This is a genomic window from Paenibacillus phytorum (assembly GCF_013141715.1).
GTDB lineage: Bacteria > Bacillota > Bacilli > Paenibacillales > NBRC-103111 > Paenibacillus_E > Paenibacillus_E phytorum.
Map to the genome: position 1 here is coordinate 102405 of NZ_WHOA01000148.1, position 26509 is coordinate 128913.

Here is a 26509-nt window from a genome sequence, read left to right on the forward strand (position 1 = left end):
CCCTCGCAGCAGCAGATCATCACCTTGGATTCTCTCCATTCGTCAAGGGGGTTTGTATAGGGATCTTTGGTCGTAGATCAAAGTCTCTCCTATTATTTGTTCAATTCAATCGTATAAAGACGTCCTGTTTCTTCCCAAATTTCGCCTGGCTCCAAGGAAACAAGTCCAATTTGATCAGCCGGGAGATCTACGTTTGGTGCATTTACCAGATTCAGTTGCGGTTCTGGGCAGAAAAACCCTTCAGCTGCGCCATTATTCCAGATCATCCACTGTTTGTAGGAAGTCCCTACATCATAGACCAGTTTGATACCTTCGCGTGAATCTGTCAACTCCATATAGTTACGACCATTTTGCGGTGAGGTTGTGTAATGATTATCCATAGATTCAAAGAATGGCGACAAGCCGCCTACTTTCATCTTCTCTTCGTCAGCTGACAATGGCTGATACTCCCCAGTTGGCAGCATTCTTTCACTCATTTCCCAGCGGTGGCCGATCGTCATTTTGAACCCATAATCAGAAGCCTGACTGTTCGGCGCAAAAGGTGCATTAATCGTCGTATGATACGCTAACAAGCAAGGCATAGCCTCTTTGCCTTCATTATGTACGGATACATGCTGATGCAAACCGTGTGCATTCAATGTGTAAGTCAAGCGAATCGTGAACTCATGCGGTAAATACGTATAAACCGAATGCCCTTCTCTTACGCGTAATGCTAAGGTAACACGACTCTCAGATTCATCCGCACTAAATTTCTCAACAGCCCATGGAATATTGTGCACAAAACCGTGTAGGTGATTTCCTGTTTTCGGTTCATTGATCGGAAATTCATAGACTTTGCCTTTCCAAGGAAACTTCCCATCCTCATATCGATTAGGTGGAAATAATACCGGAATCCCGTGCACAATTGGACGTGCTTTAAAATCTTCCATCTCTTCCATTGCAGGCTCACGCAAAAAGCGGTATTCTTTTTCAGTATCTCTAAAAGCAATTAGATTAGCGCCAATTTCCGGTAAAACAGCTGCTTCGTAACGGCCAGCTTGTAACCAAATGGCTTTGTCTCCATGATATGTTCCTTCAAACGCTTTCGTCGTCATTTTGTGTTAACCTCCTACATAGCTGTGCCTTTAAATTTGGACAGGCTTATATGAATTTACTCTAAATCATGTGAAACAAAGAAGTCAATGGATGAAAATAACGTGAACAATGATAAATGTGACTTTCGGTAAGATGAGAAAACCGTCCCCCTTAAAAAGGATGAACGGTTTCTCATTTATTAAAAGCACAATTCTACTTGCTATCTGTTTAGTGTTTCCAAGCAACCTCACTCCAGCGAAGCTCATTACGGAACTGCAGCACTGAGGTGTTCTTATTAATAATCACAACTTCGACTCCAGCTAATTCTGCCCAGTCCACTAATTGCTCCGTACTTACGTTATATGAAAATACCGTGTGATGCGCGCCGCCAGCGTAAATCCAAGCTTCTGCAGAATCTCGCAGCGATGGTTGCGGCTTCCAAAGCACACGCGCTACAGGCAATTTAGGCATAGCTTTGACTGGTTGAACAGCGTCAACTTCGTTAATCAGCAAACGGAATCGGTTGCCCATATCGATCAGCGATGCATTCAGAGCTGTCCCTGAAGCACCGTCGAAAACGAGGCGAGCTGGATCCGCTTTACCGCCGATACCGAGCGGATGAACCTCGATTTTGGGACGCGTAGCTGCAATTGTCGGACAAATTTCTAACATATGTGCGCCAAGCACGAGCTCTTGACCTGGCTCCATATGGTAGGTGTAATCCTCCATGAAGGACGTTCCTTTGTTGTCGGCGATGATCTTCATCACGCGTGTCAACGCCGCCGTTTTCCAATCGCCTTCACCGCCAAAGCCGTATCCTTGCCCCATCAACCGCTGAACGGCAAGTCCTGGCAGCTGCTTCAGCCCATGCAAATCCTCGAAAGTTGTCGTGAATGCGCCGAAGCCGCCTTCTTGCAAGAAACTTTTCATTCCAAGCTCGATGCGAGCTTGCTCACGAATCGCTTCACGCACTGGACCTGCCGAGCGGCCTTCAGCCATAATATCATAAACTTCATTGTACTCGTCCATTAAATGATCGACCTCAGCTTCTGAGATGTCTCCTACACGCTGTACAAGATCGCCAACCCCGTAGCCATTGATGGACCAACCAAATTTAATTTGAGCTTCCACTTTATCGCCTTCCGTAACAGCCACTTGACGCATGTTATCACCAAAACGAGCCACTTTCAGACTGCGTCCTTCTACGAAAGCAACCGCTGTACGCATCCAACCAGCAATGCGACTTAGTACAGCTGGATCTTCCCAGTAGCCAACAACCACTTTACGTGAAATACCCATACGTGCACCGATAAAGCCATACTCGCGGTCGCCATGCGCCGCTTGATTCAGGTTCATGAAGTCCATATCGATCGATTCCCACGGGATATCACGATTGAATTGGGTATGTAAGTGAAGCAGCGGTTTGCGATATTCAGCGAGACCGGCAATCCACATTTTTGCTGGCGAAAACGTATGCATCCATGTAATGATTCCTGCGCAAGTGTCATCCGCATTGGCATCCAGACAAAGTCTCCGGATGGCATCTGGTGTTGTCAGTACAGGTTTGAAAATTAGTTTACTCGGAATTGACGAGTCACGGTCAATCCCTTCTGTGATTTGCTTGGAATGCTCATCCACTTGCAGCAATGTCTCAGGTCCATACAAATGCTGACTTCCGGTGACGAACCAAAATACTTTTTCTGAAAAAGGGTTCATGGCTAATAGCCTCCTTGGTTGGTTAGGAATGTAAGAATCCGAACTAATGACGAGCTTCCTCACGAATAGAACGAAGTCTCTTCATCACATCATTCTCTCCGCGTCCGAAATAATCATGCAGTTTGCTGTACTCCTGATAAAGCTGCTCATAGACAGCTACATTCTCTGCGATTGGCTTGAACGTTTCTTTCCGAACACGTGCCATTTTGTGCGCTGCGTCAACGATATTGTCATAACCGCCATTGGCAGCACCTGCAGCAACAGCCCCGAACATCGCTGCTCCTAGAGCTGGCGTTTGTTTGGAATCCGCGATTTTGATCTCCCGATTCGTTACATCGGCATAAATTTGCATGAGTAGGCGATTTTTCTGCGGTAACCCGCCACAAGCGAATAATTCTTGCACTTCTACGCCATTATTGTGGAATGCGTCGACAATTTTACGTGTTCCGAACGCAGTTGCTTCCAGTAATGTGCGGTAAATTTCCTCTGGCTTCGTTAAGAGAGAATAACCTAAAATAAGACCGTTTAATTCGGTGTCCACGAGTACGGAACGATTACCGTTCCACCAGTCCAGGGCAAGTAAACCGGTTTCTCCCGGTTTGTAAGCGGATGCATGGCGTTCCAGCCATTCATGCACATTCGTTCCTTCTTCCTCAGCCGCAGCTTGCACATAAGCTGGTACACCCTGCTCCACATACCAAGCGAAAATATCCCCAACCGCCGACTGACCAGCTTCATAGCCCAAATATCCAGGAATAATGCCGTCTTCTACGACGCCGCACATCCCTTCAACTTCTCTCTCTTCTGTTCCTAGCAGCATATGACAAATGGAAGTCCCCATCGCCATGACCAGTTTACCTGGTGTTACTACACCAACACCTGGAACAGCTGCGTGTGCATCTACGTTACCGACGGCAATGGCAGTTCCTGGCTTCAGACCCATCATTTTAGCCATTGCTTCTGTTAGCTCACCAGCTTTGGTGCCGAGTGGAACAACATCACCGCGAAGCTTAGTTTCTGTTAAATTTTCAAGACGAGGATCGAGAGCCTTAAAGAAAGCTTTACTCGGATAGCCATCTTTTTTATGCCAAATGGACTTATAGCCTGTGGTACAGCTGTTACGGACAATGTCCGATTGACCCGTCATTTGCGAGACGACCCAATCTGTTGCTTCCATGAATCGATCGGTTTGCTCATAAATATCAGGAGCTTCGTTTAAGATTTGCCAAACCTTCGCAATCATCCATTCAGAAGATATTTTGCCGCCGTAACGAGCAAGGAACGATTCTCCTCGGCTTTCCGCGATCTCGTTAATAAGATTCGCCTCGTCTTGAGCCGCATGATGCTTCCATAGCTTCACCCAGCTGTGTGGATTATTCGTTAGTAGCGGATTGAAACAAAGCGGCTGGCCCTCTTTATCAATCGGGAGCATCGTACATGCCGTGAAATCAATACCAAGTCCGATAATATCGGCTGGATTCACACCGGATGCCTGCACAACGGTTGGAACAGACTGGGTCAATACATCGATATAGTCTTGGGGATGCTGCAAAGCCCAATCATACGCAAGCTTGATCCCAGATATGGGCAACTTCTCATCAATAACGTTGTGCGGGTATGGCGTTACATGATCGGCAACCTCAGTTCCATCACTCAAATCGACCAATACGGCACGGCCAGATTCCGTTCCATAGTCAACACCAATCGCATATCTTTTAGACATGGATAGCCTCCTTCAAATTTCAGCTGTTTCTATATTCAGTATATCACTTGTACGTACAAGTTGGCTAGATGAATTTTTGTGACAGTTAAACTCGGATGGTTGACTCCCTGACGATTAATTCCGGCTTATAGACTTTCCCCGTTTTACTTCCATTTGCTCGTTTATTCTGTATCATATCGATCAATATCTCAGCTGCATCAGCACCCATTTCCGTTTTTGGATGCGAAAGTGTCGTCAGCTTGACCTCTGTTGCGGTTGCTAAAGAAGAGTCATCAAAACCGACTAGCGAGATATCCTGCGGCACTTGAAGACCTGTTGTACGTACAGCTTCAAGCAGATGAATAGCTATCTCATCATTGTAGCAAACGAAAGCCGTTGGCCGCTCATCCTCCTGACCTAGCATCGCTATTGCGCTTTCGTAAGGTTTTTGTCTCTTCTCCTCCGTCGAATAATGAATGACGAATTCCGGTAACAACGGGATTTGATAGTGATGATGAGCACGAATAAACCCTTTCAGCCGATTAACCCCCTGCAAGTCATCCGTCTTGAAGAAACCAGCAATACGGCGATGCCCAAGCTCAATTAAATGCTGAGCAGCCTTGAATCCGCCCTCTTCATCATCCACAACCAAAGAAGGACAATTCATCTCCGGATACCGCTCATTAATCATCAAATAAGGAATATGCTGATAGTCTAAGGAAAGGTAATAGTTTAAATTCGGATTGCCTTCCGCGCTTTTGGTCGGCTCAATAATAAGGCCGCTTAAGGGCTGACTCATCATCATGTCAAGGCTTTCCTTCTCTTTTTCCTTATCGTTGTCTGTGGAAGACAAGAGCAGTCTGTATCCTCTCGCACGTAAGGCAGACTCCGCTCCTCTTACGATATGTGGAAAAATATAATCAGATATATAAGTTGTCAGAATGCCAATGGTTTGCACATCTCGACTTTTTTGCGTTTGAGGCGTGGAAACGAATGTCCCTTTTCCTTGCATCCGATATAGCCAACCTTCTTGCTCTAACTCGCCGAACGTCTGACGAACGGTTTGACGGCTCATCTGAAATTGCTCGGCTATTTCATTTTCTGATGGCATTTGATCATTCGGTTTCAGTTTCCCGGTATGAAGCCACGATAGGATCTCCTGTTTCAACTGTAAGTATTTCGGCATTTGCTTTTCTTTCATAATTCACCTCAGGTTATTGATTCTGACCGTATTATATCATTTACTCAACTTGTATGTACATATAGGGGGAGTTTAGAGGTGTACAATAAGTAAGCGCGAAAAAAGCGCTTATTCAGGAGCGCACGAGCAAATAAGCGCTTTTTCCGCGCTTACAGCGAAATCTCTGCGAGCCGAAGCTCGTTGACGGAGTCTGAGAAGCCGGAAATCGACTTCTCAGCAGATCATCCCGCGCGTTCGTTCTGAATAAGCGCGTTTTTCGCGCTTATTCAGGAGCGCCGATCATATAAGCGCACTAGCAAATAAGCTCGGAAAACGCGCTTAAGCTGGAGCGGTCAAATAAAAAAGGGTAAGCTTTGCATACAACAAAAGCAGCACGCCCTCTGACAAGGAACGCACTGCTTTTAAAGGTGTTGAAGCACAAAAGCCCTCATTAAATCGAATAAAAAGATCAGTCTACATAAACACGTATATGCTGTATCGCATTATAGCCGTAACCTTTTACATTCCAATCGGCCATTTCACTTTGAGTATTACCTGCTGCATCCTTAGCCCTGACCTTAATGTCGTAGGTTCCGGATTCAGTTACCGTCCATTTCCAACACCAACGCCTCCAAGAATATGTTTCTTGTTGTTCCAACCAAGTTGCAGCATGCCAGGTGTTTCCGTTGTCCGTACTTATCTCTACCAGAACGACTGGATCACTCCCAGATATCGCTATTCCCCATACCCAATTCTCCCCTTTTGCCAATACCTCCTGATCAGTTGGTCCCGCAATGGTCGAATTAAGACGAATGGTAGTAACCGGTTCGGAAGCGGATGGAGTTAATGGTTTTCGATCAAACACATAATCTACGACTTGGAAAGGTCCTTGAAAGTGTTCCTCTATAACGACGATACGGTGTAGCCATTTGACTGAAGCCATTCCGTACCATCCTGGAACAATTAATCTAGCTGGATAACCATGACGGAAGGGCAGCGGTTTGCCATTCATGTATAGGGCTACAATCGTATCGGGATGCAAAGCCTGTTCCAGAGATAAACTTCTTGTATAGGAAAACACGCCTGGCATATCCGTTCGAACTCCCTTATCCATGCCCTCGAACGTTACTTCTCGTGCATTCCTTCGAACTTCGGCTGCATACAATAAATCTTGAAGACGAACCCCTGTCCAAACCGCATGACTAATTGCTCCTAGTCCCCACTGCTCGCCGCGAGTTTTCGGTTGAAAAAATGACCTCTTATCTCCAACACACTCGAGTGTTACAGGCAGTGTAACTTGAGGCATTTTTAAGAGATCATGATACCGAAAATGAATTGGTTTATTTACACATCCTTCAATAGAAAGTCCCCAAGTTCGCATGTCCACATTCGGATATGGAAAATGGTTTCGGATATAAAACAGATGTTCAGGCGTGACTCTACTGGATAATGCCAGCATTGGGAATTCTTGATTTTCTGGCATGATTCTTCGTGTAATCAAATGAGGCGAATACAACAATTTAACCATCCTTTCGTAAGAACAAGATCTTACTTAAAGATATGGATCATTTATTGAAAAGAGACTCCTGTATCGCCTTCCACCCTATTCAGACACGACATCTATTTAAAAGTAAAAGGGGCTGTCGATTGACAGTCCCTTTTTAAATAAGAATTTTAGTCCGAATATGTCCATACATTAGATTGTGCCCTCACTTGAAAGGAGTCCTTCTATGTGCAATTATCCAGTTAATAAGTCGGCCTCTTTCTCCCATTATAAATGCCCACCTACAATAGAAGTCCTAGGTACGGGAACAGCGGCTGCAATTCCCGACAGAGCGATAGTGGTGCTGGGCGCCATAACTGAAGGTCCTGTCTTACCTGCTGTCCAAACCGAAAACGCAAAGATCGTAACCACGATCATTCAGTCCTTATTAAATCTAAACATCCCCCGGGAAAAGATACAAACGTACGATTTTGGAATTGAAATTCAGTACGATTACCAAGAAGGGAAGCAAATTTTTCGAGGCTATAAAGTAACCCATCTCTTACAAATCACTAACGATAGAGTAGAACTGACAGGAATTATCGTTGACACTGCCGTTTCCAGTGGTGCCAATAACATCACCGACATTAAGTTTACGACTTCACAACCAGAATTTTACGAAAATCAGGCATTATCGCTTGCCATTCGAAACGCCCATCAAAAGGCAGTGACCATTGCAAATACACTGGGAGTTACTCTTGTCACAGTCCCCAGTCAAATCCAAGAAATTACCGGAACCGCTGAACCCATCCCTTATGCAGCTACCATGCTTTCCAAAAGTACCGTTACCCCGATCCAACCGGGACAATTAACGATTTATGCCAAAGTACGCGTGTGGTACCAGTTCGCAGACCGATGACGAATCTTGCTGGTTTCAGTGATTCCACAACCTCTCAACAAGTTTTAATTCCTTTTCTTCAAACTCTAGTCTATAAATATCAGGTTTAGAGGTCTGTTTCCAAAATTTGAATCCGTAATTAGAATCAAAATAATTCAATATGATCGTCATGATATTTCCGTGCGTGCCAATAGCGATTTTCTTGCCTTTAAAGTCGGACAGTAATTTCATAATTAATGGAATAGCCCGTTCCTGCGCCTGTCTTGTTGTTTCTCCTTCGGGCAAGCAAAAATCAATATCGACAAAAGATTGTTCAATTCCAATTAATAATTCCTCTTCGGATACTGCGTAATTCAAGCTAGCGATCGGTCTCTCGATAAGCTCTATGTATGGAATAATTTCTTTCTTTAATAGCTCTGCCAATGGACTTACCGTTTCTAATGCTCGAAAATAAGAACTGGAAACAATAACATCAATGTCTTCGTTACTTAATAACTCTGCCACTCTCTTAGCGTCTAATTCTCCTTGTTCAGAAAGACTAGTGCCTCCTGATCTTTCATGTTCAATTGAAAATGGGGCTATCCCATGCCGAATAAAATAAATATAGGTTTTCATTACTTCTCCTTTCACTTGCTTCTTTTCCCCGTAAATCTAATATTTTGAATCATAAGGAGGTGCATAACGAAGTGGATAAAAAGAGTACTTGTCGACTTATCCGTTCATCTCGAACTTATCATGGAAAACAAGGACTTGATTATGCCGAAGCCATATCAAAGGAAAGCGTTGATGCTCAAGGGATCTGCATGCATTTATTGACTATTCCACCAGGAATAAGAGCGAAGGCTCACCTTCATCAAGATCATGAGACAGCCATTTATATGCTTCAAGGAAAATCCGCAATGTGGTATGGTGAGCAGCTTGAACTGCATATGGAATTGGATGCGGGGGACTTTCTTTACATCCCAGCAGGGATGCCCCATCTGCCATATAATCCGAGTGAAACTGAGTCCTGCACGGCTCTGATTGCCCGTACTGATCCTAATGAACAGGAGAGTGTCCTCCTTCTTCCCGAACTCGAAGCAGCATTACAAAAGAAACGATTATTAGCTGATTAGCGTAATAGAGGCAGCAGATTTGTTAATCTACAATAAATAATTTGGCTCCTGTTTTCGTATAAGATCTATGTGGATTTGCATCGTCAGCTACTTGATAACTGACTCCTGGCGTGAGTTTAAATTCTGTTGAGTAGCGCTTATTTCACTCCAGTCAATTGTGCAAAATGGAACATCCGTTATTTTCATAAAATGGTCCCCCTATCCTATATTAAAAATAAGGTTGAACACGACTTGTGTCCAGCCTTATTTCCATTTTTTCCAATAAGCTTTTTAATCAATTACTGTGTAACGGTAATAACCATGGCGGTTAATCCCCTACTATTTATAGAAGCGTCTGTTATACCGTTAGCTGAACCTGTAATTGTAAACGAGTAATTATAAGTTCCTGGACCTGGATTATCCACCCAAGTTAGAGTAGTCGTTACAGCTGCTTGCGGAAAAAAGGGCTGACCCTGATTTTGGATCATTACAGCATGATCCGTTGTAACGATGTCTCCTTGATTTCTGGATATGGAGCTATCCACCGAATAATTTTGAACGACGATAAAATTAACATTCGCAAACGCATCTAATTTGACCACCTGATTAGGCAGCAATGTAATTGGCGGTAAAATTAACTCCGCCGTAGCGTCTCCCGATCCTTGGATAATGATAAATGGGACAGGTGTATTGCTTCCTACAAATCGGAGCAAGTTTGTCTAGTGTGATGGCCCTCCTTGCTATTTTGGATCCACTAACAGATCTTTGAGCAAGTTCCCTACTCGTTACAGCCCTCCTTGCTAATTTGTCTGATGTTATGGGCTGTTCAAGCTTCTTAACATCTCTCCTCAGAGCTTGTATGTCATTATCTACGCTTGATAACGTCCGTCTTCGGGCCAATGCCATCATCCTTTCTCATATCCTTCAAGGTATAACAAACTACCCACATTATATGAGGAAGGCGATAAGTCACGGCACGATGTTTGTCTTGGTTCATTCATCTAAAGTTCAAGTCGTTAATTTAGCATATACCCCAAAGAACAGCATCACTTCTCCAATAATCATGTAATTTGGTAAAAGAAAAAACATATCCACCGTGAAAAAAATCCCAAGTAACCCTACCAATAACACTAAGTGATATATACCTAGTCTTTGATGTGCGTGTCGATATTTATGGAAAACCAACGTGGTTGAGAAAAAGTAAAGTAGTACAGATCCAAAAATAAAACTTAGCATAAATGAATAATTTAATTGTTTCAAAAATAACAATTGGATCGATGCTGCAATCATACACATGGATAAATAAATGAATAAATGGCCATAAATGATGGTTTGCCCGGCAGTTTCTAATGTCTTATTCACTTTCTTTTCAACATTATCAAAATACTGCCACCATATAGCAATAATTAATAAAAAGGTGATTGACGCAAATACAATAGATTGCCACGTCCAGTCACTAGACTGCAAGACTGCAAGTATACTGATTACGGATTCACCAAGAAGAATGAGTGTAAACAACGAGAAGCGCTCTAATAGATGATGCGTATTTATAGGGCTTTTCACCAAGTAGTGCCGACCGATTAATGGGAGCAAAATGTCTACTGTAATTCCCGCATACAATACTGCATAACGAATCCATGAGTCGAAGAAAAGTGAGCAAGAAGATATCACCAATCCAATCCAAAAGCGACTCCCTAAATAACGGGCAGTGATCTTTCTATGTGATTCTTCTTTTTTATGTACGGAAAGATATTGGATGGCTGTCATCGCTCTTAAACCAATATAGCCTATTAAGAAGGGAACATAGTATTGGTCAAAATTAACCGATAGACTGGCCGTCATGATGAGTACAAAAAATAATTGTAGAATCAGAAATATTCGGTGAGATAAGATATCTCGTCCAAATCGGTTTACAAAGAGGGATTGCCCAACCCAAGCCCACCAAATCGGAACAAATATGAGGACGAATTTGGCTAAATATTCAACTGGAATTGCTCCATTTTCGACATGTAACAAGACATGACTTGCCTTTGAAACTGCCGCTACAAAAAGCAGATCATAGAAAAGTTCCAGCCAGGTAACTTTCTTCTCAGCAAATGCTGTGATTTGTTTCATCATTCTACTCCTTTGGTTTGGATGTGATTTAATAAAATACTATCCACATTTTAGCATATAGGCTTATCAAATGATGAAACTTTCTGGAGTTTCACTGTTTTTCGCGCTATTAGGATTCCCACAAATTGGAAAGCAACTAACACCCAAGCAGATGCGTCTATCTATTATCAAAGAAAACTTAGTAAGGGTGTATAAAAATGAAGATTAAAACAAGCTTCCTTAAAGGCACAACGTTTACGCTGCTGTCCGTGATGTTACTTCAGGCAACATCGGCACAAGCCGCTGAGAATCCATCGCCTTCTGTATTTCTGGATGGGCATCCGATGTCCTTCCAGACTCCTCCCGTTATCGAAAACGGCTATAGCCTCGTCCCGATGCGTGCCATTTTTGAGGCTGAGGGTGCAAAAATTTCTTGGGATGAGAATACAAGAACAGTTACTGCCATTAAAGATGGCATTGTCCTTACATACCGAATCGGAGAAACAGCTGCTTATAAAAACCAAGAACGGCTGGAGATACCTGTGCCAGGCAAAATTATAGACGGGTTTACTATGGTTCCGGTGCGATTTATTAGCGAAACGCTAGGCAATCTCGTGAAATGGCATGAATATTCCCGTTCGATTACGATTTCATCAGCTCATGACTATGAAACCACTATCGAATATGGCGTCAACCTGCGTGACTCTCCAGGTAAAGATACGGATACCCGCGTCCTCCGTATGCTTCCGAAAAACGAGAAAGTCCACGTAATCCGAGAAATCGACGGAAATTGGCTGGAGGTGCAGACCAAAGACAATACAATTGGCTTCATCTCGGCCACACCGATGTATTCCGATTACACAAGCCCGGCGTTGGCCGAGAAGAAAGCGGATGAGTTGATCACTTTCGGGTCCAAATTTCTGGGAACCCCTTACGAGTTCGGTGCCGCTTCCGGCCAAACCAATACGTTCGATTGCTCTTCTTTCGTCCGACATGTTTTTAACGAAGTGCTATCCATCGATCTGCCAAGAGTATCTTACGACCAAGCACAGAAAGGGAAAGAAATTGGAATCGACCAAATACGCAAAGGCGATCTACTGTTCTTCAGCGCTCGTGGGCTCGATATCGGCCACGTAGGCATCTATGCGGGAGACGGGAAAATCCTTCAAACTTATTCGAAAGAGCTCGGCGTTCACATCACTGACTTCGATGAAAAATGGAAAAAGCGTTTTGTTACGGCCAGGAGATTATTCTAAATGAGGGTGAGTCATGTTGCGAATGCAGCATGACTCTTATTTTTAACGAGGATTCTTGGAATATTATTCATAAGGCTTTTTTGCTATTTCTTCTTAAAAAAGAAGCAAGACGAGTCAGTCGCTTGGGCATAAACCAAACAATAAGATTGGCTAAGATTGATGCGATCATCATGAACAGCAAAAGTCTTTACCTCATCTCAAAGTACCATGGTTCGCGAGGAATTAGTAACGAAAATAATCCTAATTAGTTCAGCAAGTTCTGAACTAATTAGGATTATCTTTTTCACGAAACCATTTCGGCGTTTGTATTACTTCGGTACTGAGAGAAGGTTTGGTTGTTTTTTCTTGGCGAAGATCGATTGGTAATCGGCCTGCATGCCCTCCATCGGTAGAACAGAAAAGTGTTCGATATCGAATACCTCACTTACTTTTCTCTGAATGTGCTCATCTTCATAGAAGGCGAAAAAGCGTTGAGGTCTGTACGTGTCATTCTCCCAAATCCCTTCGCTTTCGTAACCTCCATACAGGCCCAAGTACAAGAAACCGACTGGCTTCAGGACTCGCTCCATATTGGCTAGAACTTGTAGAAAACTATCCTTTGGTACATGAAGCAGAGCATTCATCGTCCAAATTGCGTCAAAGGATTCCGGCTCCAAATCCAAGGTGTAGAAATCCATGGCAAAGGCTTCAAGTCCTTTTTGAAGGCAAATGTTCACCATCTCATCGGATAAATCAACGCAAGTGACTTGGCATCCATGATTTTTCAAATAAATCGCTTGATGGCCAGAACCGCTTCCAAGATCCAAAATCCGTTGCCCACTACCCTTATCAGCTGCCTGCAGCCTAGCCAAAAAACGATCCATCTCATCTACTTTCCACGACTGAACTGTATCCCCATCCCGCAATCTAGCCTGTTGATCATAGCTCATCTTGAGCGTTGCCTTTATCTCAGGATCCATCGGCGTTTTCTCCCATCCAAACGATCGATATGTAAGCTGAATGTATTACTTCACTAGGGTTTTTTGAGCAGCGTCCACTAGCATATCAAACCACTCGTCGTCTTCCAGCAAGTCTTCAACAGCTTCAATATCCTCTTCTTTTCCTGATTCCTGTAAAAAGTGAAGGGCGTAGCTCCAGTCATCTTTACCTCGTTTGCTTTGCAGGGTAATTTCGTACGGATGCTCATGGCCTTCCACCTTGAATTGAACTTGCCCGAGGTAGCCTTCTTCTTTGCTGTGTTCCATGCTCGCTTTTAGTATTTCAATCATGTTCATCATCCTTTTCTATTCGTTGTAACCAAGTCCAAATCGTGTTCATCGTGGTCTGCAGGTTCGTTGCTTCATTCCATATATAGGGATTGTGATCTCTGAAATAATCGGCATGTCCACCTATTAACGGTAAAGTTTGCCGATGAGAAGGAGCATGTTTCATGCCATTCCAACGGCGCAATCCCAAGCGTGTTCTCATCCAGCCACCCCATGTGCCCAGTCTAGGAACTGGATCATTGGATTTATCCAACTGATTAGCAGCATCAAGATAAAGAACACGGCTCTTTAACGATGGAGGAATCGCACATTTCGGCGATCCAATTTGGACCACACCGAGGATGGAAACCCCCTCTTTCATAAGGGCATCGGCCGCCAGAATAGAAGCCACAGCCCCTGCACTATGTCCGATTAGCAGCAACTGCTGTTTAGGGACAAGGTTGTCGTTAATCAACTTCAACAAGCTTTTGCCGCCATAATGAGACCTCTTCCGATGTGCATTGTTCCATAGATCACTGGTAATTTCTCGGAGCTGCACTTGCTTTCGCCTCGTCCAATCGCCATACGGATAATGAATAACGACTTGGACACGTGAACCTGCTTGTTCAAAACGAGCAGCTAGTTCCGCGGCGAAAGCATCGAGGAAATAAGGCGCTGTGGCAAAACCAGCAGATACATAAATGACGAATTCCTCCGGTTCGGAGTGGATTGTCATGGCTTGCTCAGTTCCCTTCTCGTGCAAATTAGGTTAGGAACGCGGTTTAGCTCGATTTGTCGGCATCGCCGCCATCGGATCGTCCGGCCAGTAATGCTTAGGGTATCGGCCTTTGAGATCTTTTTTGACTTCGAAATAAGCATCCCGCCAGAAGCTCGCCAAATCCTTCGTCACCTGTACAGGACGCTGAGCAGGCGATAATAAGTGTAAGGTCACGGGCACCCTCCCCTTTGCGATCCGAGGGGTATCGGCTAAACCAAACATTTCTTGTAATCGAACCGATAAAGCAGGCGACTCACTGACGCTATAATCAACGGGAATTCGGGAACCGCTGGGTACCTGAATGTGCGTTGGCGCCCATTCTTCTAACCATCGACGCTGCTCCCATGTTAGCATTTCTTCTAATATACTTGTCAAGTTAAGACGCCCTAAAGCCCCCTTGCTTTTCAAACCGTAAAGATGGGGCCCCAGCCAGTCCTCTAAGGAAGCAAGCAAATTGGCGTCCCCCATATCTGGCCATTCTACATCAAATCGATGTAAAAACATAACACGCTGTTGAAGCTGCCTCGCACTCCGAGTCCAAGGCAGCAGCTCCAAAGATTCTGCCTGAATTCCGGATATCAAAGCTTGCATCACCAAGTCTGGGTTTGGATCCTGTAATGGGTTTTCTTTGAGGATGATGGCACCTAACCGAAGGCGCTGTCTTGCTTTAACGGAACCCGTTGTCTGTTCCCATACCACTTCTTGCTCTTTCAGCAAGCGGTCCTCAAAGGCTTCAAATAGCTCTTCCTCCTGAATGGGGACTGCCAAATAAATACGGCTCTCCGCACCGTTATCGTCCAGCTCGGCGGCGACGAGATAACGCTCGTTCGAGAGCGACTGCAGCTCGGGCAGCACAGCGCCGCGCCCGCTGCTGAGCAAGAACCGACCTGTCGACCGCCGCTGCGCGACGCGGTCGGGATAAGCGAATGCGAGCAGCAATCCGCTCGCATTCGCTTTATTCCCGCTCGGACGGATGCCGAGCTGCTGCATGAGCACTTTGGCTTCCGCCGCGATGCGGCGGCATAAGCCAAAGTCAACGTCTACGCGCTGCTCGCCCTGCGCAGCGCGCCAGAGCACTTCGATGCGGGTACGAATATCCGCATCTCGGCCCTCAGCAGCGCGCATGAAATCGCGCTCCCCAAGCATTACGGCGAGCTCGCACGCTAGCGCGCCGAGCTCAAGCGGTATGGCTTGCAGCACCATATGCGCAAGCCGCGGGTGCAGCGGGAGCGACGCTAGGCGTTTGCCGTGCGCGCTCAAGCCCCCGTCCTCGTGCAGCGCGCCCAGCTGCACGAGCAATTCCCGCGCCTGCTGATACGCAGCAGCAGGCGGCGGGTCTAGCCAGACCAGCGAAGCTGGGTCTGGCACGCCCCAGGCGGCCAACTCCAGCGCGAGCGGTGCCAGATCCGCTTCGCGGATTTCTGGCGTACTGCTCAGCGGGAGCTGCCGCTGCTCGGTCTCGGTCCACAGGCGGTAACACACGCCTGGACCGAGCCGACCGGCACGGCCTCTGCGCTGATCCGCAGAGGCGACAGACACAGGCACCGTCGTCAGACGAGTCATGCCGGTGCGTGGCGAGAAGCGGGGCACGCGCATGAGCCCGCTGTCGATAACGACCGTGACGCCTTCGACGGTCAAGCTTGTCTCGGCAATTGAAGTGGCCAGCACAACCTTCCGGTGCCCTGGCGAACATACTGCCAGTGCTTGATCCTGTGCCTCTTGGGAGAGATTACCATACAGAGGTGCGATCTCTATCTCTTTTCCTAATTTAAGTGCAGCAAGGTTGTTAGCAACACGATGAATTTCAGCTGCTCCAGGGAGAAAAACAAGCAAGCTGCCTTCATTCATTTGCAAGGCCCGTTGGATGTTTGTTACTACAACCTGTTCTATTCTACTCGTCATTTTCGCATCCAGATATTGAGTGACAACAGGATAAGTTCGCCCTTCACTTTGAATAATCGGTGCATGATCCAGCATGGCCGAAACCGTGTTAGCCTCAATCGTAGCCGACATAATCAGAATTCGCAGATCCTCACGCAAAAGGGTTTGTGATTGCCTGCTAAGTGCCAACCCCAAATCTGCATGTAAGCTGCGCTCATGAAACTCATCAAAAATAACAGCCCCCACCCCTTCCAAGGCAGGATCTGTTTGAAGCATGCGCGTAAGCACACCTTCCGTTATCACTTCAATTCGCGTGTTCGGTCCAACCCTCGTGTCATTTTTCACTCGATAGCCAATGGTCTGCCCAACTTCTTCACCACGAAGCTTAGACATATATCGAGCAGCCGCACGAGCTGCCAGTCTTCTAGGCTCAAGCATGAGTATCTTTTGGTTTTGCAGCCAAGACTCTTGTAGAATAGCTAACGGTACTTGCGTTGTTTTGCCCGCACCAGGCTGAGCGACCAATATTGTGCATGGATTTGTTAGTAAGGCTTCTTTCAATTGAGGAAGCACGGTTTCAATCGGTAACGAGTTCATTAGTTTTCACTCCGAGGCTTCTGTCAGTCTTGTTATCGCTTGCTCCATGCGTTTCGAGCGGGTTTCCGTCATTTCAAGTCTGGACTCATTCAATTAATGACATTAATTATTAATGAGGCGAGTTTATAATGTCGATTATTGTTCGGATTTCCTCTTACAAAAACTGTTCCTCACCTATTCAATCGTGTATACTAGATTAGAATCTGGTCACTAAAGGAGAACTTTAAGATGAATGTACATGAAGCGATATCCAAACATTCGAATGCACAGCACCTACATCTCGTTAGGTTTGCAGAGCTAGATGCACAGCGTGAGCAAGCTATTGACGCTGCTGTCGATCTGTGCAGAAGCGGGCTCCCTTTTAGCGTTGATGCGATCAACGCCGTAACAGCCCAAATCATCGCCCATGCCAAAGAAGGTATTTCTCCGCTCCGTTCTTATGTAACTGAAGACATGGTGCGTGATTACGTAAACAAAGGTTAAGGAGATAAATAGCGATGGGTGTTCTAACTTTTATTTCAATGCTAGTTATGGGATCAGCATTTAGTGCCGGATTCTTGCTTTTGTTTAAGCGGAAAATAGCTCTTGGTATTGTCTGTATCGGACTCTCCATTGTCTGTTATATCGCATATGCTTACATAGCGACCAAGTATTTCGTCTAAAAATAATATGTACGCAATGAGAACCGATTGGGTCACCCGATACGGTTCTTTTTCATTCAGACCATCCATTTTCCCTTAGTGTACGAAACACAAGATCAAAATAGGCGACTGGATGCGGCACCAAATGATTTAGGGTCAGAAGCAGATTTGTTTGATCTAGCTCGCTTTCGATCCCCATTTTATAACCACTTGCCATTATTTCTTTTGTTTCTTGATGAGCTAAGCGCTCAAGGTCTACGACACTTACTGCGTACAGACCACTTACTTCTTCTGGCTGAAGAATATAACGATTCAGTGGTTGGTCGCAGCGATATATAAACACATGACAAAACTCACGATCAATCAGTTGATCCGAAATCAGATCTTCTTCTGCAAATACCCCGCAAGGGATTAAATCACTGAAATCGACCTTCAGCCCAAGCTCTTCCTCTAGCTCCCTCACACCGTCTTCTGTGGTTTCTCCGGCTGCAAGATGCCCAGCGCAAGAAATGTCCAGCAAGTTCGGAAACAGATCCTTCTCTGGATGTCTTAACTGGAGTAAGAGACTAGGTTTCTTCCCTTCTAGGCTAACGATCCAACACTGAAAAGTTCGATGCCACAGCCCTTTCGCGTGCACTTCTGAGCGCGGAGCAACCCCAAGCTTATTCATCTTTTCATCATAGATATCAAACAGCTCTTCGGACTTGTTCAAATTACTCATGTTCTCCCCTCAGAACCTTCTATGTACCTGCTACCTGCGTATTATTTTTTTCGTCATTTTCATGGCATAGAGGTCTTCTTCCAATGAACTCATTCTTTCCATCAAGGTCTTGCCTGCATCTTCTATGGCCTGGTTATAAATAGGTGCAGCCAATTGTTGAAGCATATAATCGATTAATTGTTCCGTGGCCAAACGTCCTAATTCAATATTATGGTCCAATTCCAGATGGCCTTGCAAATCCTCAATCAACAATTCCTTCTCTTCTTTCGCTAATTTCAATGGTTTCATAAGAGCACCTCACTCAAAAATAGACAAATCGATTTCTTGAAACCGGCTTACTTCTTTTACCCAACGCTCCGCAACATAATGGGTATGTATCGGATGAACATTGTAAGCTTCATAAGCTGCTCTATCTGCAAATACCATTGAAAATCCGAAATCATAATCTGTCTTTGTGCTAACTTGACGAAACACTTCAAATTGCTCAACCCCAGGTATTGCCGCAAGTTCCTGAGCACTGCTTTTTAGAAATTGTTCGGCTTCCAGCGTATCTTTACCTGCGTGTAAATTAAATATCACCATATGTTTGATACTTGCTTGATTCATAGGTCTCTCTTCTCCTTTTTTCTCCATCTTTCTATCCATTATAGCGGATTTTGTATCAACGAACTATATAACCTCTTTGCTTCTTCCATGCTCGACTCCGACTTACTTAAAGCTTGCTCTAATTCATTACACAGTCGATTCACTTCCATCGCTTTATCTTCTACTTGTTTTGAAGTTTCGTGAATCTTACCTTGAACCAACCAATCCGTTAATAATCCGTCAAAGAAGTAATCTGAGAATTTGAGAAATTCGCTAATATGGCTATCTATAGATAACGTCATATGGACATCCTTAAGTTCCTTCTCAAAACGGCTTAGTCTACTCTGAGCAGCGTGTACATGATCCATGGCTTCATCAATTTTTCCATGTTTGATATGCGTTGACAGCATGCCGCCGCCGAGCATATCATAAGTGCCCCAATTACGTGCAGAACGAAGTGATTCAGCTGCTAATTGCAAATATTTCAGGACTGAGTCTCCTGCACTTAACGCTTCTTTAAGCTCTTTGATTTGTAATTGAAATTCCGCTATCCGTTCAGAGAGCTCCCGCAGCTGCCTGCTCTTGCCTGAGTCATTAACATGAATATAAGATTCAATTTTCAGGGTCAAATCTTCCACTTCTAAGTCCCAAAATCGCACGGAATGGAGCTTGTTCCGCATTTCTTGTATCTCTTGCTCAAGATGATCCCTTCGACGAACAGCTTCATTATATCTAAATTTCAGTTCCAGCAGTTCTTGTTCCTCAACAGCCAGCTTCTCTGCTTTCTTGTTCATTAAATCATACAGAAAGCTGGTAAAGCTGTGAGTTTTCAATTTTTCTACATCTCTTTTTTCTTTGATGAGCTGTTCTTCCCAAATGACAATATGATCTTTTGAGTTACTCCATTCTCTTTCTAAATCCGCTAGCCGGGCCGACCAAACTGCTTGCAAGCGGCCATTTTCTTTGGCTGCTGCCAATCTTTGCACAAGCTCTTGAATCATATTCCACCATCCCTTACACAATTCATCTACTCTACTAGACGACGCCCAGCTTTCTTTGGTTTCATCAACTTTCCTTTTTATGGAGAATAAAAACAACCTCAATTGTACACGTTAAAGCTGAACGCTAACCTGCCCTTGAAAGGATGAACGACATGGAAAACGAGAAGCATAGAGGCAAATACAAAGGCACAACGAACATGAATGCGAAAAATCAAGATATGGCTTTCGTGAACGACACGTTAGAAAATGCCCCCAATACGACACCTGTCAACATAGCGGAAGACGACATTAGCGAAGGTAACGAAGAACGACAATTGAATCAGAAGTAAGGGTCATCTTAGATTCAGAGCAGCATACTATTTCCTACATCAAGGGGGTAGTTGTCTGCTCTTTTTTCCCTTAGCTAAACTTGGCATCTTCCTCAGCTTGCGATACTATGTAATGAGTATTTAGTCTTGGGGAGGTTGTTCTAATGGAACAAGTCATCGTCATAGGTGCGGGTCCTTGCGGTTTGTCAGCCGCTATCGCCTTACAGCGCGAAGGCCTTTCACCTTTACTTATAGAAAAAAGCTGTATCGTTAATGCCATTTATTTATATCCAACCTATTTACAATTTTTCAGCACGCCAGAGTTGTTGGAAATTGGCGGTTATCCGTTCACAACACCTCATGAAAAACCTTATCGCCAAGAAGCTTTGGTCTACTACAGAGAGGTTGCGCGTAGAGAACAGCTGCGAATTTTTTCTTATGAGGAAGTTGTTTCTATCGAACAATTAGAGACGGGATTTAAAGTCCATACAGAGGACCAATTCGGGAAAAAGGCGGCGTATAGCACTCGCAATGTCATCGTAGCTACCGGCTACTTTGATCATCCTAATTTGCTCGGTATTCCTGGTGAAGAACTGCCAAAGACAACGCATTATTATAAAGAAGCCCATCCTTATGCAGGGGCAAAAGTAGCCGTTATTGGCGGAAACAACTCCGCGGTCGATGCAGCCATGGATTTGCTCAGAGTTGGCGCTGAAGTTACGGTGGTTTACCGCGGCAAGGACTTCTCAGCCAACATCAAACCTTGGGTTCGACCGATTTTTGAAAGTATGGTGAATAAAGGTCGTATTCGCATGTGGTTCGATTCCAAAGTGGAACGTATTGATGAGCATACCATTACCGTGCGAAAAGCAACCGAACACATCACTTTAGACAATGACTTCGTTCTTGCCCTAACCGGATTTCGACCGGATCGTGGGCTTCTGACCTCCATCGGTGTACAATTTCACGAAGAAACCAACGCTCCTCTCGTTCAACCTGACACGATGGAAACGAACATCCCTGGTTTATATGTTGCTGGTGTTGTCGCTTCATCTAAATATGATGCGAACGAAATTTTCATAGAAACTGGCCGTATGCATGGTCTGGCTATCACGAAGCATATCGTTTCCAGAATGAACCTCCAATCCAATTGATTGGAGGTTTTTTATCATATGAAAATATTTCCCATTTTTCATAGATTCCTCTTCCATTACGAACACTTGTTTGCTATAATGTAAATAAGAACAAATGTTCCAATTAGATGAGGAGGTAGTTAACATGATGAACACCAGTCACAATTTCCGTTTTATCGAGAGAGATTATTGGTACCACAAGGCATTGTGTGACACTGACCATCTTCTTCCCGGACAGATTGACGCCATGCTTGACGAAGCACACACCCACTACGCCGATTATACGTTCAAGTTTTATGACGATGGTTCGGTGACAATCATAGATAACGACACAAATAATCGCATTAAACCTCGCGAACTAACTGGAGCCGTATATGACTTCTACATTCGCAAGCGTATTTATTTAATTAAAACCAATCTAATGGAGAAGCAACTCCAATACGCCTGATTGAAGCACAAAAAGGCCATCTGATTTGGACGATCGTCCTATCAGATGGCCTTTTCTCTACACTTTATTTATATCGAAAACAGGTTTGGTTGTGATCGTTCACCATGCCAACCGCTTGCATATAAGCATAACAAATCGTCGAACCCACAAACTTGAAACCACGCTTCTTTAAGTCTTTACTCATGGCATCAGAGATTTCTGATGTAGCAGGCACTTGACTCATATCCGTCCATTGATTGTTGATCGGCTTCCCACCAACGAACCCCCAGATATAGGAATCAAACGTGCCAAACTCTTGCTGCACCTTTAGAAAGGCTTTCGCATTCTGAACAACGGATGCAATTTTCAAGCGATTGCGAACGATACCTGAATTCTCAAGAAGTTCATTCAGTTTCTTATCGTCATAGTTCACTATGATGTGCGGATCAAACCCATCGAACGCTTCCCGATAGCTCTGTCGCTTCTTCAGAATCGTATACCAGCTCAGTCCCGCTTGTGCGCCTTCCAGATTAAGCATCTCGAACAAATGCCGGTCATCATGGACAGGAACACCCCATTCATGATCATGGTAATCGATATATAACGGATCTTCATTAACCCAACCGCATCTAATAGTCATTTAAACACTCACCTTATCTAGAAATCGAACATGCGTTCTGTATTATTATAAAACCTATACGAATAGATGTCCAGTTAGATTTAATTAGAATAAGTAAGGTGAAGGAATGCCATAGAATTGTTTGGTATTATTTAATAGCGTAGTTGCCGCTTCTTCCACTGGCAGTCCTTTTAGAAGAGCTATCTGTTCAATGACAGCATGGATCATACGCGGATGCGTCTGCTGCCCCTCAAAGGGCCCCTCGAAAGGCCATGGGCCATCCGTTTCGACCATCAAGTGCGTAATAGGATAGTTACGAACAAGTATTCGTATTTCTTCTTCGTAGAGAACGTCCGGTGTTATGGAGATAAAGTAGCCAGCTTGAATCATTCGCTCCACCGTTGAATGTGACCCTTTGAACCAATGGAAATGCGCCTTTTTAATGCCATGCTTCTCAAGTAAGTCGCACACAACGTCAGCATCCTCGTACACAGCGTGCAAGACGACCGGTTTATCCAAATCCGCTGCTATCTTCAAGAAGCTCTCAAGCAGTGCAATGTAAGGCGCTAATTCAAAAACACGTCCCTTTGCTTCAGCATCAAGCCTCATATAATAAGGCAAACCAATTTCACCAACAGCGATCATCCTAGACGAATGCTCACGAATCCATCCGATTAAATCATTCAACTGACCTTCCGTAGGCAATTCTTGTTCAGGATGGAAACCATAGGCTGCAAAAACTTGATCTGGGGCTTGCTTCAGCAGCCACTCAGTTGACTTACAAGAGTCCAGATGTCTCGACACTGCTATAAGCCCCTCGATGTGGCACTCTGCTAATTCCGCTAACAGAGTCGTTGCATCTGTTTCCATGTACATATCGAGATGAATATGGGCATCAATCGCTTTTATCATACGTAATCTCCTGACGCAAAAGCCTCTGAATAAACTGTCGAAGCTCTTGAAATTTCGGGTCAAGCATGACGGACTCTTGACGCGGCCTTGCAAACGGAATAACCAGCTCTTCTATGATTCTGGCAGGTTTGTTAGACAGTACATAGATACGATCTGATAGAAACAGCGCTTCTTCAATGCTATGCGTCACAAATAGAATGGAGCGCTTATTCTGTTCCCATATATTAAGCAGCCACGCCTGCATGTCTTGCCGAGTAAGTGCGTCTAAGGAGCCGAACGGCTCGTCCAGACACATGAGTTCCTGTGGACTGAGCAAAGCTCTCAGAAAAGAGACACGCTGCTGCATACCTCCTGAAAGTACATGCGGAAGCTCTTGCTCATAGCCGCCTAGTCCAACCTTGGGCAGCCACTCTCTTGCTTTGGCTAGCGCTTCTGTTCGCGTTTCTCCTGCAACTTCCTGAGCAAGTGCTACGTTGGACTCAATAGAACGCCAAGGGAACAAGGCAGGCTGCTGCGGCATATAAGAGATTAGGCCCTTAGAGCCTGTCACATTCACGCCGTCCAACCATACTTCCCCTGAAGTAGGCTTTACAAGCCCGCCAATAATGTGAAAAAGGGTGCTCTTTCCGCTACCTGATGGGCCGATAAGTGAAACGAACTCCCCCTCTTTAACATGTAAAGAAATATCCGCAAGCACGGATACACGCTGTTTTTTACCAGGGAACGTTTGATGAATGCCTCTAAGTTCTAATTTACTCATGAACTCATCTCTCCTTTCTTTAAGATGACCGTTTCGCGTTCCATCGAATGACGAGCTTCTCAAGCCCCGCGATGAGCCAGAAGAAGAATAAGCTGAGCGTGACAATCATCAGAATAGCGACAAATTCGCGATCAGCACGGAACGCCGATTTTTGCAAAATCATATAATAGCCCAGTCCAACGCCTCCACCAAGCCATTCGGCAATCACGGCCCCCATCACACTGTATGTAGCCGATATTTTGAGTCCCGTGAAGAGAAATGGCAAAGCATGCGGCAGCTCTAATTTATAAAAGATTTGCCGTTTGCTGGCGCCGATCATCTGCATGTAGTTGTACATACTGCGGTCCGTTTGCATGAAGCCATCCAAGGTGGACATCGTTACAGGAAAAAAGCAAACAAGTGAAATTAATAGGATTTTAGGTAAAATGCCAAAACCAAATAAAATGATGAGCAGCGGCCCCAGCGCAATAGTTGGGACATTTTGAGATAAAATAAGGAGCGGGTAAAAACCAGCCTTTAACGCAGGCACCCGATGTAAGCAGCTAGCAACAAACACGCCGCCTGTTACACCAACACTAAACCCAATCAACATCAAACGAAGTGTGGCGAAAGTGTGCATCCATACTCTGGGCATATCCGTTGTGCCGTCTTTCCATATTTTGAGCGGACTAGGCAGCAACCAGCTTGCTGTACCTCCCCAAGTCACGGCAAGCTGCCATAAAAGCAGCAGAAGGATGACCACAACAATTGGTGGCCACCCCGCTTTGAACCAGCGATGCTGTTTCATTATCTATATTTCTCCGTCAGCTTGTCCATAGAAGCACCCGACGGGTTGAAGTATATTTTCACCTGTGAAATAACATTAGGGCTGCCCATCTCAATCATCGCGGCATTCATGTCTTGAATGATCGCCAGAAGTTGGTCGAGCTCCCCTTCCATCGTCGTTTCCAGCGGAGATACAAAATACTTCACACCAGACTTAGCAATGACTTCAATTGCACGATCTACATAGGGGATTACATCTTCATTGTTTTTCGTTTTCGGGATGATTTGAATACTGACAAGTGCATTAGCCACTATAAGTGCCTCCTCCAACTAATCATGTTATTTTGAGTTTTCCGGTAAGAATTTGTTCGTGAATGCAGCATCTGCATCGATATTTTTCTCGAGCAGCTTATGATCTAGCATCCAATTCGCATAGTTTTCCCATACGGATTTTTTTTGTTCTCCCCAACGAGCAGCATCATCTTGATAACGAGGGCTGAGCCATTTTTGACTGGCAAGCACAAGTTTTTTATCTAGATCAGGAACCGCTTTGATCAAAATATTAGCAGCGTCTTCAGGCTTGCTGATAGCAAATTGGTACCCTTTCGATGCGGCAGCCATGAAGGCTTTCACGAGCTCAGGCTTCTCTTTGATCATTTTCTCATTCGTCGCAAGAACCGGTGTATAGTAATCCAGTTTATCCGAATATTTGTTCAAATAAATCATATTCATCGGCTCGCCGCGCAGCTCGGCATCTACACCTGTCCAAGCATAGTAAATCCAAGCGAAATCAATATCGCGTTTCACAGCTGTGAAATAATCGGCATCACCGATGTTCACAATCTTCACTTTGCTCGGATCCGCTTTCTCGGATTGCATTAGCGATTCGATCATTGAGCTTTCTACAGGAGCACCCCAACCGCCATACGTTTTTCCCTCGAAATCTTTTGGCGACTTGATATTCTTCGCTACCGGCGAAGCAAAACCGGATGTGTTATGCTGAATCACAGCAGCAATGGAAACCAATGGCACACCTTGAATCCGTCCTTGTGTAATGCTTTCTTGATAACTGACACCGAATTCCGCAGCCCCTGAAGCAACCATCGCATCGGCTCCGCCTTCGCCTGGAGCAATAATTTCTACATTCAGTCCCTCTTTTTCAAAAAAGCCTTGATCCTTTGCGACGTATAACCCTGTATGGTTCGTATTTGGTGTCCAGTCCAGAACGACCTTCACGTTCGTTAACGGCTTGGGCGTTTGTTTTGCTGGCTGCTCTGCCATCTTATTGCCGCAACCTGCCAAGGCGACTGTTAAGCTAACTAGCATAAGTGGTGCAATTTTCTTCCATTTCATTCTTTGTTTCCCCTCTCCACACCTCTTTTTAACCACAAGAAAAAGCCCCCGTTATCCGGGAGCGCCATGTGTAGAAAATGATAAACCCATTCGAAACAGATCGAATGAACGTGCATTTATGTAAGTTCTCTACGCTGGCATTACCCAGATCAGATTAACGGTGAGTGACAATGACGGTCACAATCTCAGCCTGACTTCTCAAGCTCCCGTGGGTTCTTATTGGTTTGTTTATACCATACCTCATGTTCGTACTTATTGCAAACAGAAATGATAGTTACATGACGGTA

At 44.7% G+C, this 26509-nt stretch carries 30 protein-coding genes; 8 read left to right on the top strand and 22 right to left on the bottom strand.

Going from position 1 to position 26509, the window contains the following annotated elements; translation table 11 throughout:
• Window positions 1–92: 92 nt before the first annotated feature.
• The 5 genes from GC098_RS22870 to GC098_RS22890 form a co-directional block, all read right to left on the bottom strand.
• Entirely contained in the window at window positions 93–1094 is a 1002-nt protein-coding gene (locus tag GC098_RS22870; protein ID WP_171645522.1) for an aldose 1-epimerase, read from the bottom strand.
• 208 nt (window positions 1095–1302) lie between these two features.
• Window positions 1303–2790 (bottom strand): L-arabinose isomerase, encoded by a 1488-nt coding sequence (gene araA / locus GC098_RS22875; RefSeq protein WP_171645523.1) that lies wholly within the window; start codon window positions 2788–2790, stop codon window positions 1303–1305.
• 43 nt (window positions 2791–2833) lie between these two features.
• Window positions 2834–4513, bottom strand: coding sequence for a ribulokinase (locus GC098_RS22880; RefSeq protein ID WP_171645524.1), 1680 nt, complete (start codon window positions 4511–4513; stop codon window positions 2834–2836).
• An 85-nt stretch (window positions 4514–4598) separates the two neighbouring features.
• Window positions 4599–5693: a GntR family transcriptional regulator gene (locus GC098_RS22885; RefSeq protein ID WP_171645525.1), complete on the bottom strand. Its 1095-nt coding sequence runs from the start codon at window positions 5691–5693 to the stop codon at window positions 4599–4601.
• Window positions 5694–6141: 448 nt separating this feature from the next.
• Window positions 6142–7200, bottom strand: coding sequence for a sulfite oxidase (locus GC098_RS22890; protein WP_171645526.1), 1059 nt, complete (start codon window positions 7198–7200; stop codon window positions 6142–6144).
• 202 nt (window positions 7201–7402) lie between these two features.
• On the opposite strand from GC098_RS22890, the gene GC098_RS22895 reads away from it, so the two are divergent.
• On the top strand, window positions 7403–8074 hold the full coding sequence (locus GC098_RS22895; protein ID WP_171645527.1) for an SIMPL domain-containing protein: 672 nt from the start codon (window positions 7403–7405) through the stop codon (window positions 8072–8074).
• Between the two features lie 15 nt (window positions 8075–8089).
• Here the strand turns inward: GC098_RS22895 and GC098_RS22900 are convergent, their stop codons facing one another.
• On the bottom strand, window positions 8090–8668 hold the full coding sequence (locus GC098_RS22900) for a histidine phosphatase family protein (RefSeq protein ID WP_171645528.1): 579 nt from the start codon (window positions 8666–8668) through the stop codon (window positions 8090–8092).
• Between the two features lie 71 nt (window positions 8669–8739).
• Between GC098_RS22900 and GC098_RS22905 the strand changes: the two genes are divergently transcribed.
• Window positions 8740–9168: a cupin domain-containing protein gene (locus tag GC098_RS22905; protein WP_171645529.1), complete on the top strand. Its 429-nt coding sequence runs from the start codon at window positions 8740–8742 to the stop codon at window positions 9166–9168.
• Between the two features lie 278 nt (window positions 9169–9446).
• Here GC098_RS22905 and GC098_RS22910 read toward each other — a convergent pair whose 3' ends face one another.
• A complete protein-coding gene (locus tag GC098_RS22910; RefSeq protein ID WP_171645530.1) occupies window positions 9447–9860 on the bottom strand; it encodes a hypothetical protein in 414 nt (137 codons plus the stop codon).
• 295 nt (window positions 9861–10155) lie between these two features.
• On the bottom strand, window positions 10156–11262 hold the full coding sequence (locus GC098_RS22915) for a low temperature requirement protein A (protein WP_171645531.1): 1107 nt from the start codon (window positions 11260–11262) through the stop codon (window positions 10156–10158).
• Between the two features lie 197 nt (window positions 11263–11459).
• Here GC098_RS22915 and GC098_RS22920 point away from each other — a divergent pair, with 197 nt between their 5' ends.
• A complete protein-coding gene (locus tag GC098_RS22920; protein ID WP_171645532.1) occupies window positions 11460–12497 on the top strand; it encodes a stalk domain-containing protein in 1038 nt (345 codons plus the stop codon).
• Between the two features lie 308 nt (window positions 12498–12805).
• On the opposite strand, the gene GC098_RS22925 is transcribed toward GC098_RS22920, so the two are convergent.
• From GC098_RS22925 to hrpB, 4 genes are read right to left on the bottom strand one after another with little or no spacing between them, the layout of a single operon-like run.
• A complete protein-coding gene (locus GC098_RS22925) occupies window positions 12806–13456 on the bottom strand; it encodes a class I SAM-dependent methyltransferase (protein ID WP_171645533.1) in 651 nt (216 codons plus the stop codon).
• 45 nt (window positions 13457–13501) lie between these two features.
• Complete coding sequence (locus tag GC098_RS22930) at window positions 13502–13765, bottom strand: hypothetical protein (protein ID WP_307546358.1); 264 nt, start codon at window positions 13763–13765, stop codon at window positions 13502–13504.
• Entirely contained in the window at window positions 13758–14477 is a 720-nt protein-coding gene (locus tag GC098_RS22935) for an alpha/beta hydrolase family protein (protein WP_171645534.1), read from the bottom strand. The genes GC098_RS22930 and GC098_RS22935 overlap by 8 nt, the downstream gene beginning before the upstream one ends.
• 33 nt (window positions 14478–14510) lie before the next feature.
• Window positions 14511–16997: an ATP-dependent helicase HrpB gene (hrpB, locus tag GC098_RS22940; protein ID WP_171645535.1), complete on the bottom strand. Its 2487-nt coding sequence runs from the start codon at window positions 16995–16997 to the stop codon at window positions 14511–14513.
• A 228-nt stretch (window positions 16998–17225) separates the two neighbouring features.
• On the opposite strand from hrpB, the gene GC098_RS22945 reads away from it, so the two are divergent.
• On the top strand, window positions 17226–17480 hold the full coding sequence (locus GC098_RS22945) for a YpbS family protein (RefSeq protein WP_171645536.1): 255 nt from the start codon (window positions 17226–17228) through the stop codon (window positions 17478–17480).
• 14 nt (window positions 17481–17494) lie between these two features.
• The gene (locus GC098_RS22950) at window positions 17495–17659 is read left to right on the top strand and encodes a hypothetical protein (protein WP_171645537.1); all 165 of its coding nucleotides are present in this window, start codon (window positions 17495–17497) and stop codon (window positions 17657–17659) included.
• 52 nt (window positions 17660–17711) lie between these two features.
• Here the strand turns inward: GC098_RS22950 and GC098_RS22955 are convergent, their stop codons facing one another.
• From GC098_RS22955 to GC098_RS22970, 4 genes are read right to left on the bottom strand one after another with little or no spacing between them, the layout of a single operon-like run.
• Window positions 17712–18359 (bottom strand): NUDIX hydrolase, encoded by a 648-nt coding sequence (locus tag GC098_RS22955; RefSeq protein ID WP_246358855.1) that lies wholly within the window; start codon window positions 18357–18359, stop codon window positions 17712–17714.
• 30 nt (window positions 18360–18389) lie between these two features.
• The gene (locus tag GC098_RS22960) at window positions 18390–18647 is read right to left on the bottom strand and encodes a DUF2164 domain-containing protein (RefSeq protein WP_171645538.1); all 258 of its coding nucleotides are present in this window, start codon (window positions 18645–18647) and stop codon (window positions 18390–18392) included.
• Between the two features lie 9 nt (window positions 18648–18656).
• A complete protein-coding gene (locus GC098_RS22965) occupies window positions 18657–18965 on the bottom strand; it encodes a Dabb family protein (protein ID WP_171645539.1) in 309 nt (102 codons plus the stop codon).
• Window positions 18966–19003: 38 nt separating this feature from the next.
• On the bottom strand, window positions 19004–19921 hold the full coding sequence (locus GC098_RS22970) for a hypothetical protein (RefSeq protein ID WP_171645540.1): 918 nt from the start codon (window positions 19919–19921) through the stop codon (window positions 19004–19006).
• A 176-nt stretch (window positions 19922–20097) separates the two neighbouring features.
• Here GC098_RS22970 and GC098_RS22975 point away from each other — a divergent pair, with 176 nt between their 5' ends.
• The 3 genes from GC098_RS22975 (at window position 20098) to GC098_RS22985 (ending at window position 21834) form a co-directional block, all read left to right on the top strand.
• Window positions 20098–20274, top strand: a complete 177-nt coding sequence (locus tag GC098_RS22975) for a hypothetical protein (protein WP_164826781.1) — start codon at window positions 20098–20100, stop codon at window positions 20272–20274.
• Between the two features lie 143 nt (window positions 20275–20417).
• Complete coding sequence (locus GC098_RS22980; RefSeq protein WP_171645541.1) at window positions 20418–21407, top strand: YpdA family putative bacillithiol disulfide reductase; 990 nt, start codon at window positions 20418–20420, stop codon at window positions 21405–21407.
• A gap of 127 nt (window positions 21408–21534) precedes the next feature.
• Window positions 21535–21834 (top strand): hypothetical protein, encoded by a 300-nt coding sequence (locus GC098_RS22985; protein WP_036632364.1) that lies wholly within the window; start codon window positions 21535–21537, stop codon window positions 21832–21834.
• Between the two features lie 64 nt (window positions 21835–21898).
• Here GC098_RS22985 and GC098_RS22990 read toward each other — a convergent pair whose 3' ends face one another.
• The 6 genes from GC098_RS22990 to GC098_RS23015 all read right to left on the bottom strand — a co-directional run bounded on the left by GC098_RS22990 (window position 21899) and on the right by GC098_RS23015 (window position 26222).
• On the bottom strand, window positions 21899–22453 hold the full coding sequence (locus tag GC098_RS22990) for a DNA-3-methyladenine glycosylase I (protein ID WP_171645542.1): 555 nt from the start codon (window positions 22451–22453) through the stop codon (window positions 21899–21901).
• Between the two features lie 84 nt (window positions 22454–22537).
• Window positions 22538–23344, bottom strand: coding sequence for a TatD family hydrolase (locus GC098_RS22995; protein ID WP_171645543.1), 807 nt, complete (start codon window positions 23342–23344; stop codon window positions 22538–22540).
• Window positions 23328–24104 carry an ABC transporter ATP-binding protein gene (locus tag GC098_RS23000; protein ID WP_171645544.1) on the bottom strand — a complete coding sequence of 259 codons (777 nt, stop codon included), beginning with the start codon at window positions 24102–24104 and terminating at the stop codon, window positions 23328–23330. Before GC098_RS23000 ends, GC098_RS22995 begins: the two co-directional genes overlap by 17 nt.
• A 19-nt stretch (window positions 24105–24123) precedes the next feature.
• Entirely contained in the window at window positions 24124–24891 is a 768-nt protein-coding gene (locus tag GC098_RS23005) for an ABC transporter permease (RefSeq protein ID WP_171645545.1), read from the bottom strand.
• Window positions 24891–25181 (bottom strand): thiamine-binding protein, encoded by a 291-nt coding sequence (locus GC098_RS23010; protein WP_029194191.1) that lies wholly within the window; start codon window positions 25179–25181, stop codon window positions 24891–24893. The genes GC098_RS23005 and GC098_RS23010 overlap by 1 nt, the downstream gene beginning before the upstream one ends.
• A 27-nt stretch (window positions 25182–25208) precedes the next feature.
• The gene (locus tag GC098_RS23015; RefSeq protein WP_171645546.1) at window positions 25209–26222 is read right to left on the bottom strand and encodes an ABC transporter substrate-binding protein; all 1014 of its coding nucleotides are present in this window, start codon (window positions 26220–26222) and stop codon (window positions 25209–25211) included.
• Window positions 26223–26509: the final 287 nt, after the last annotated feature.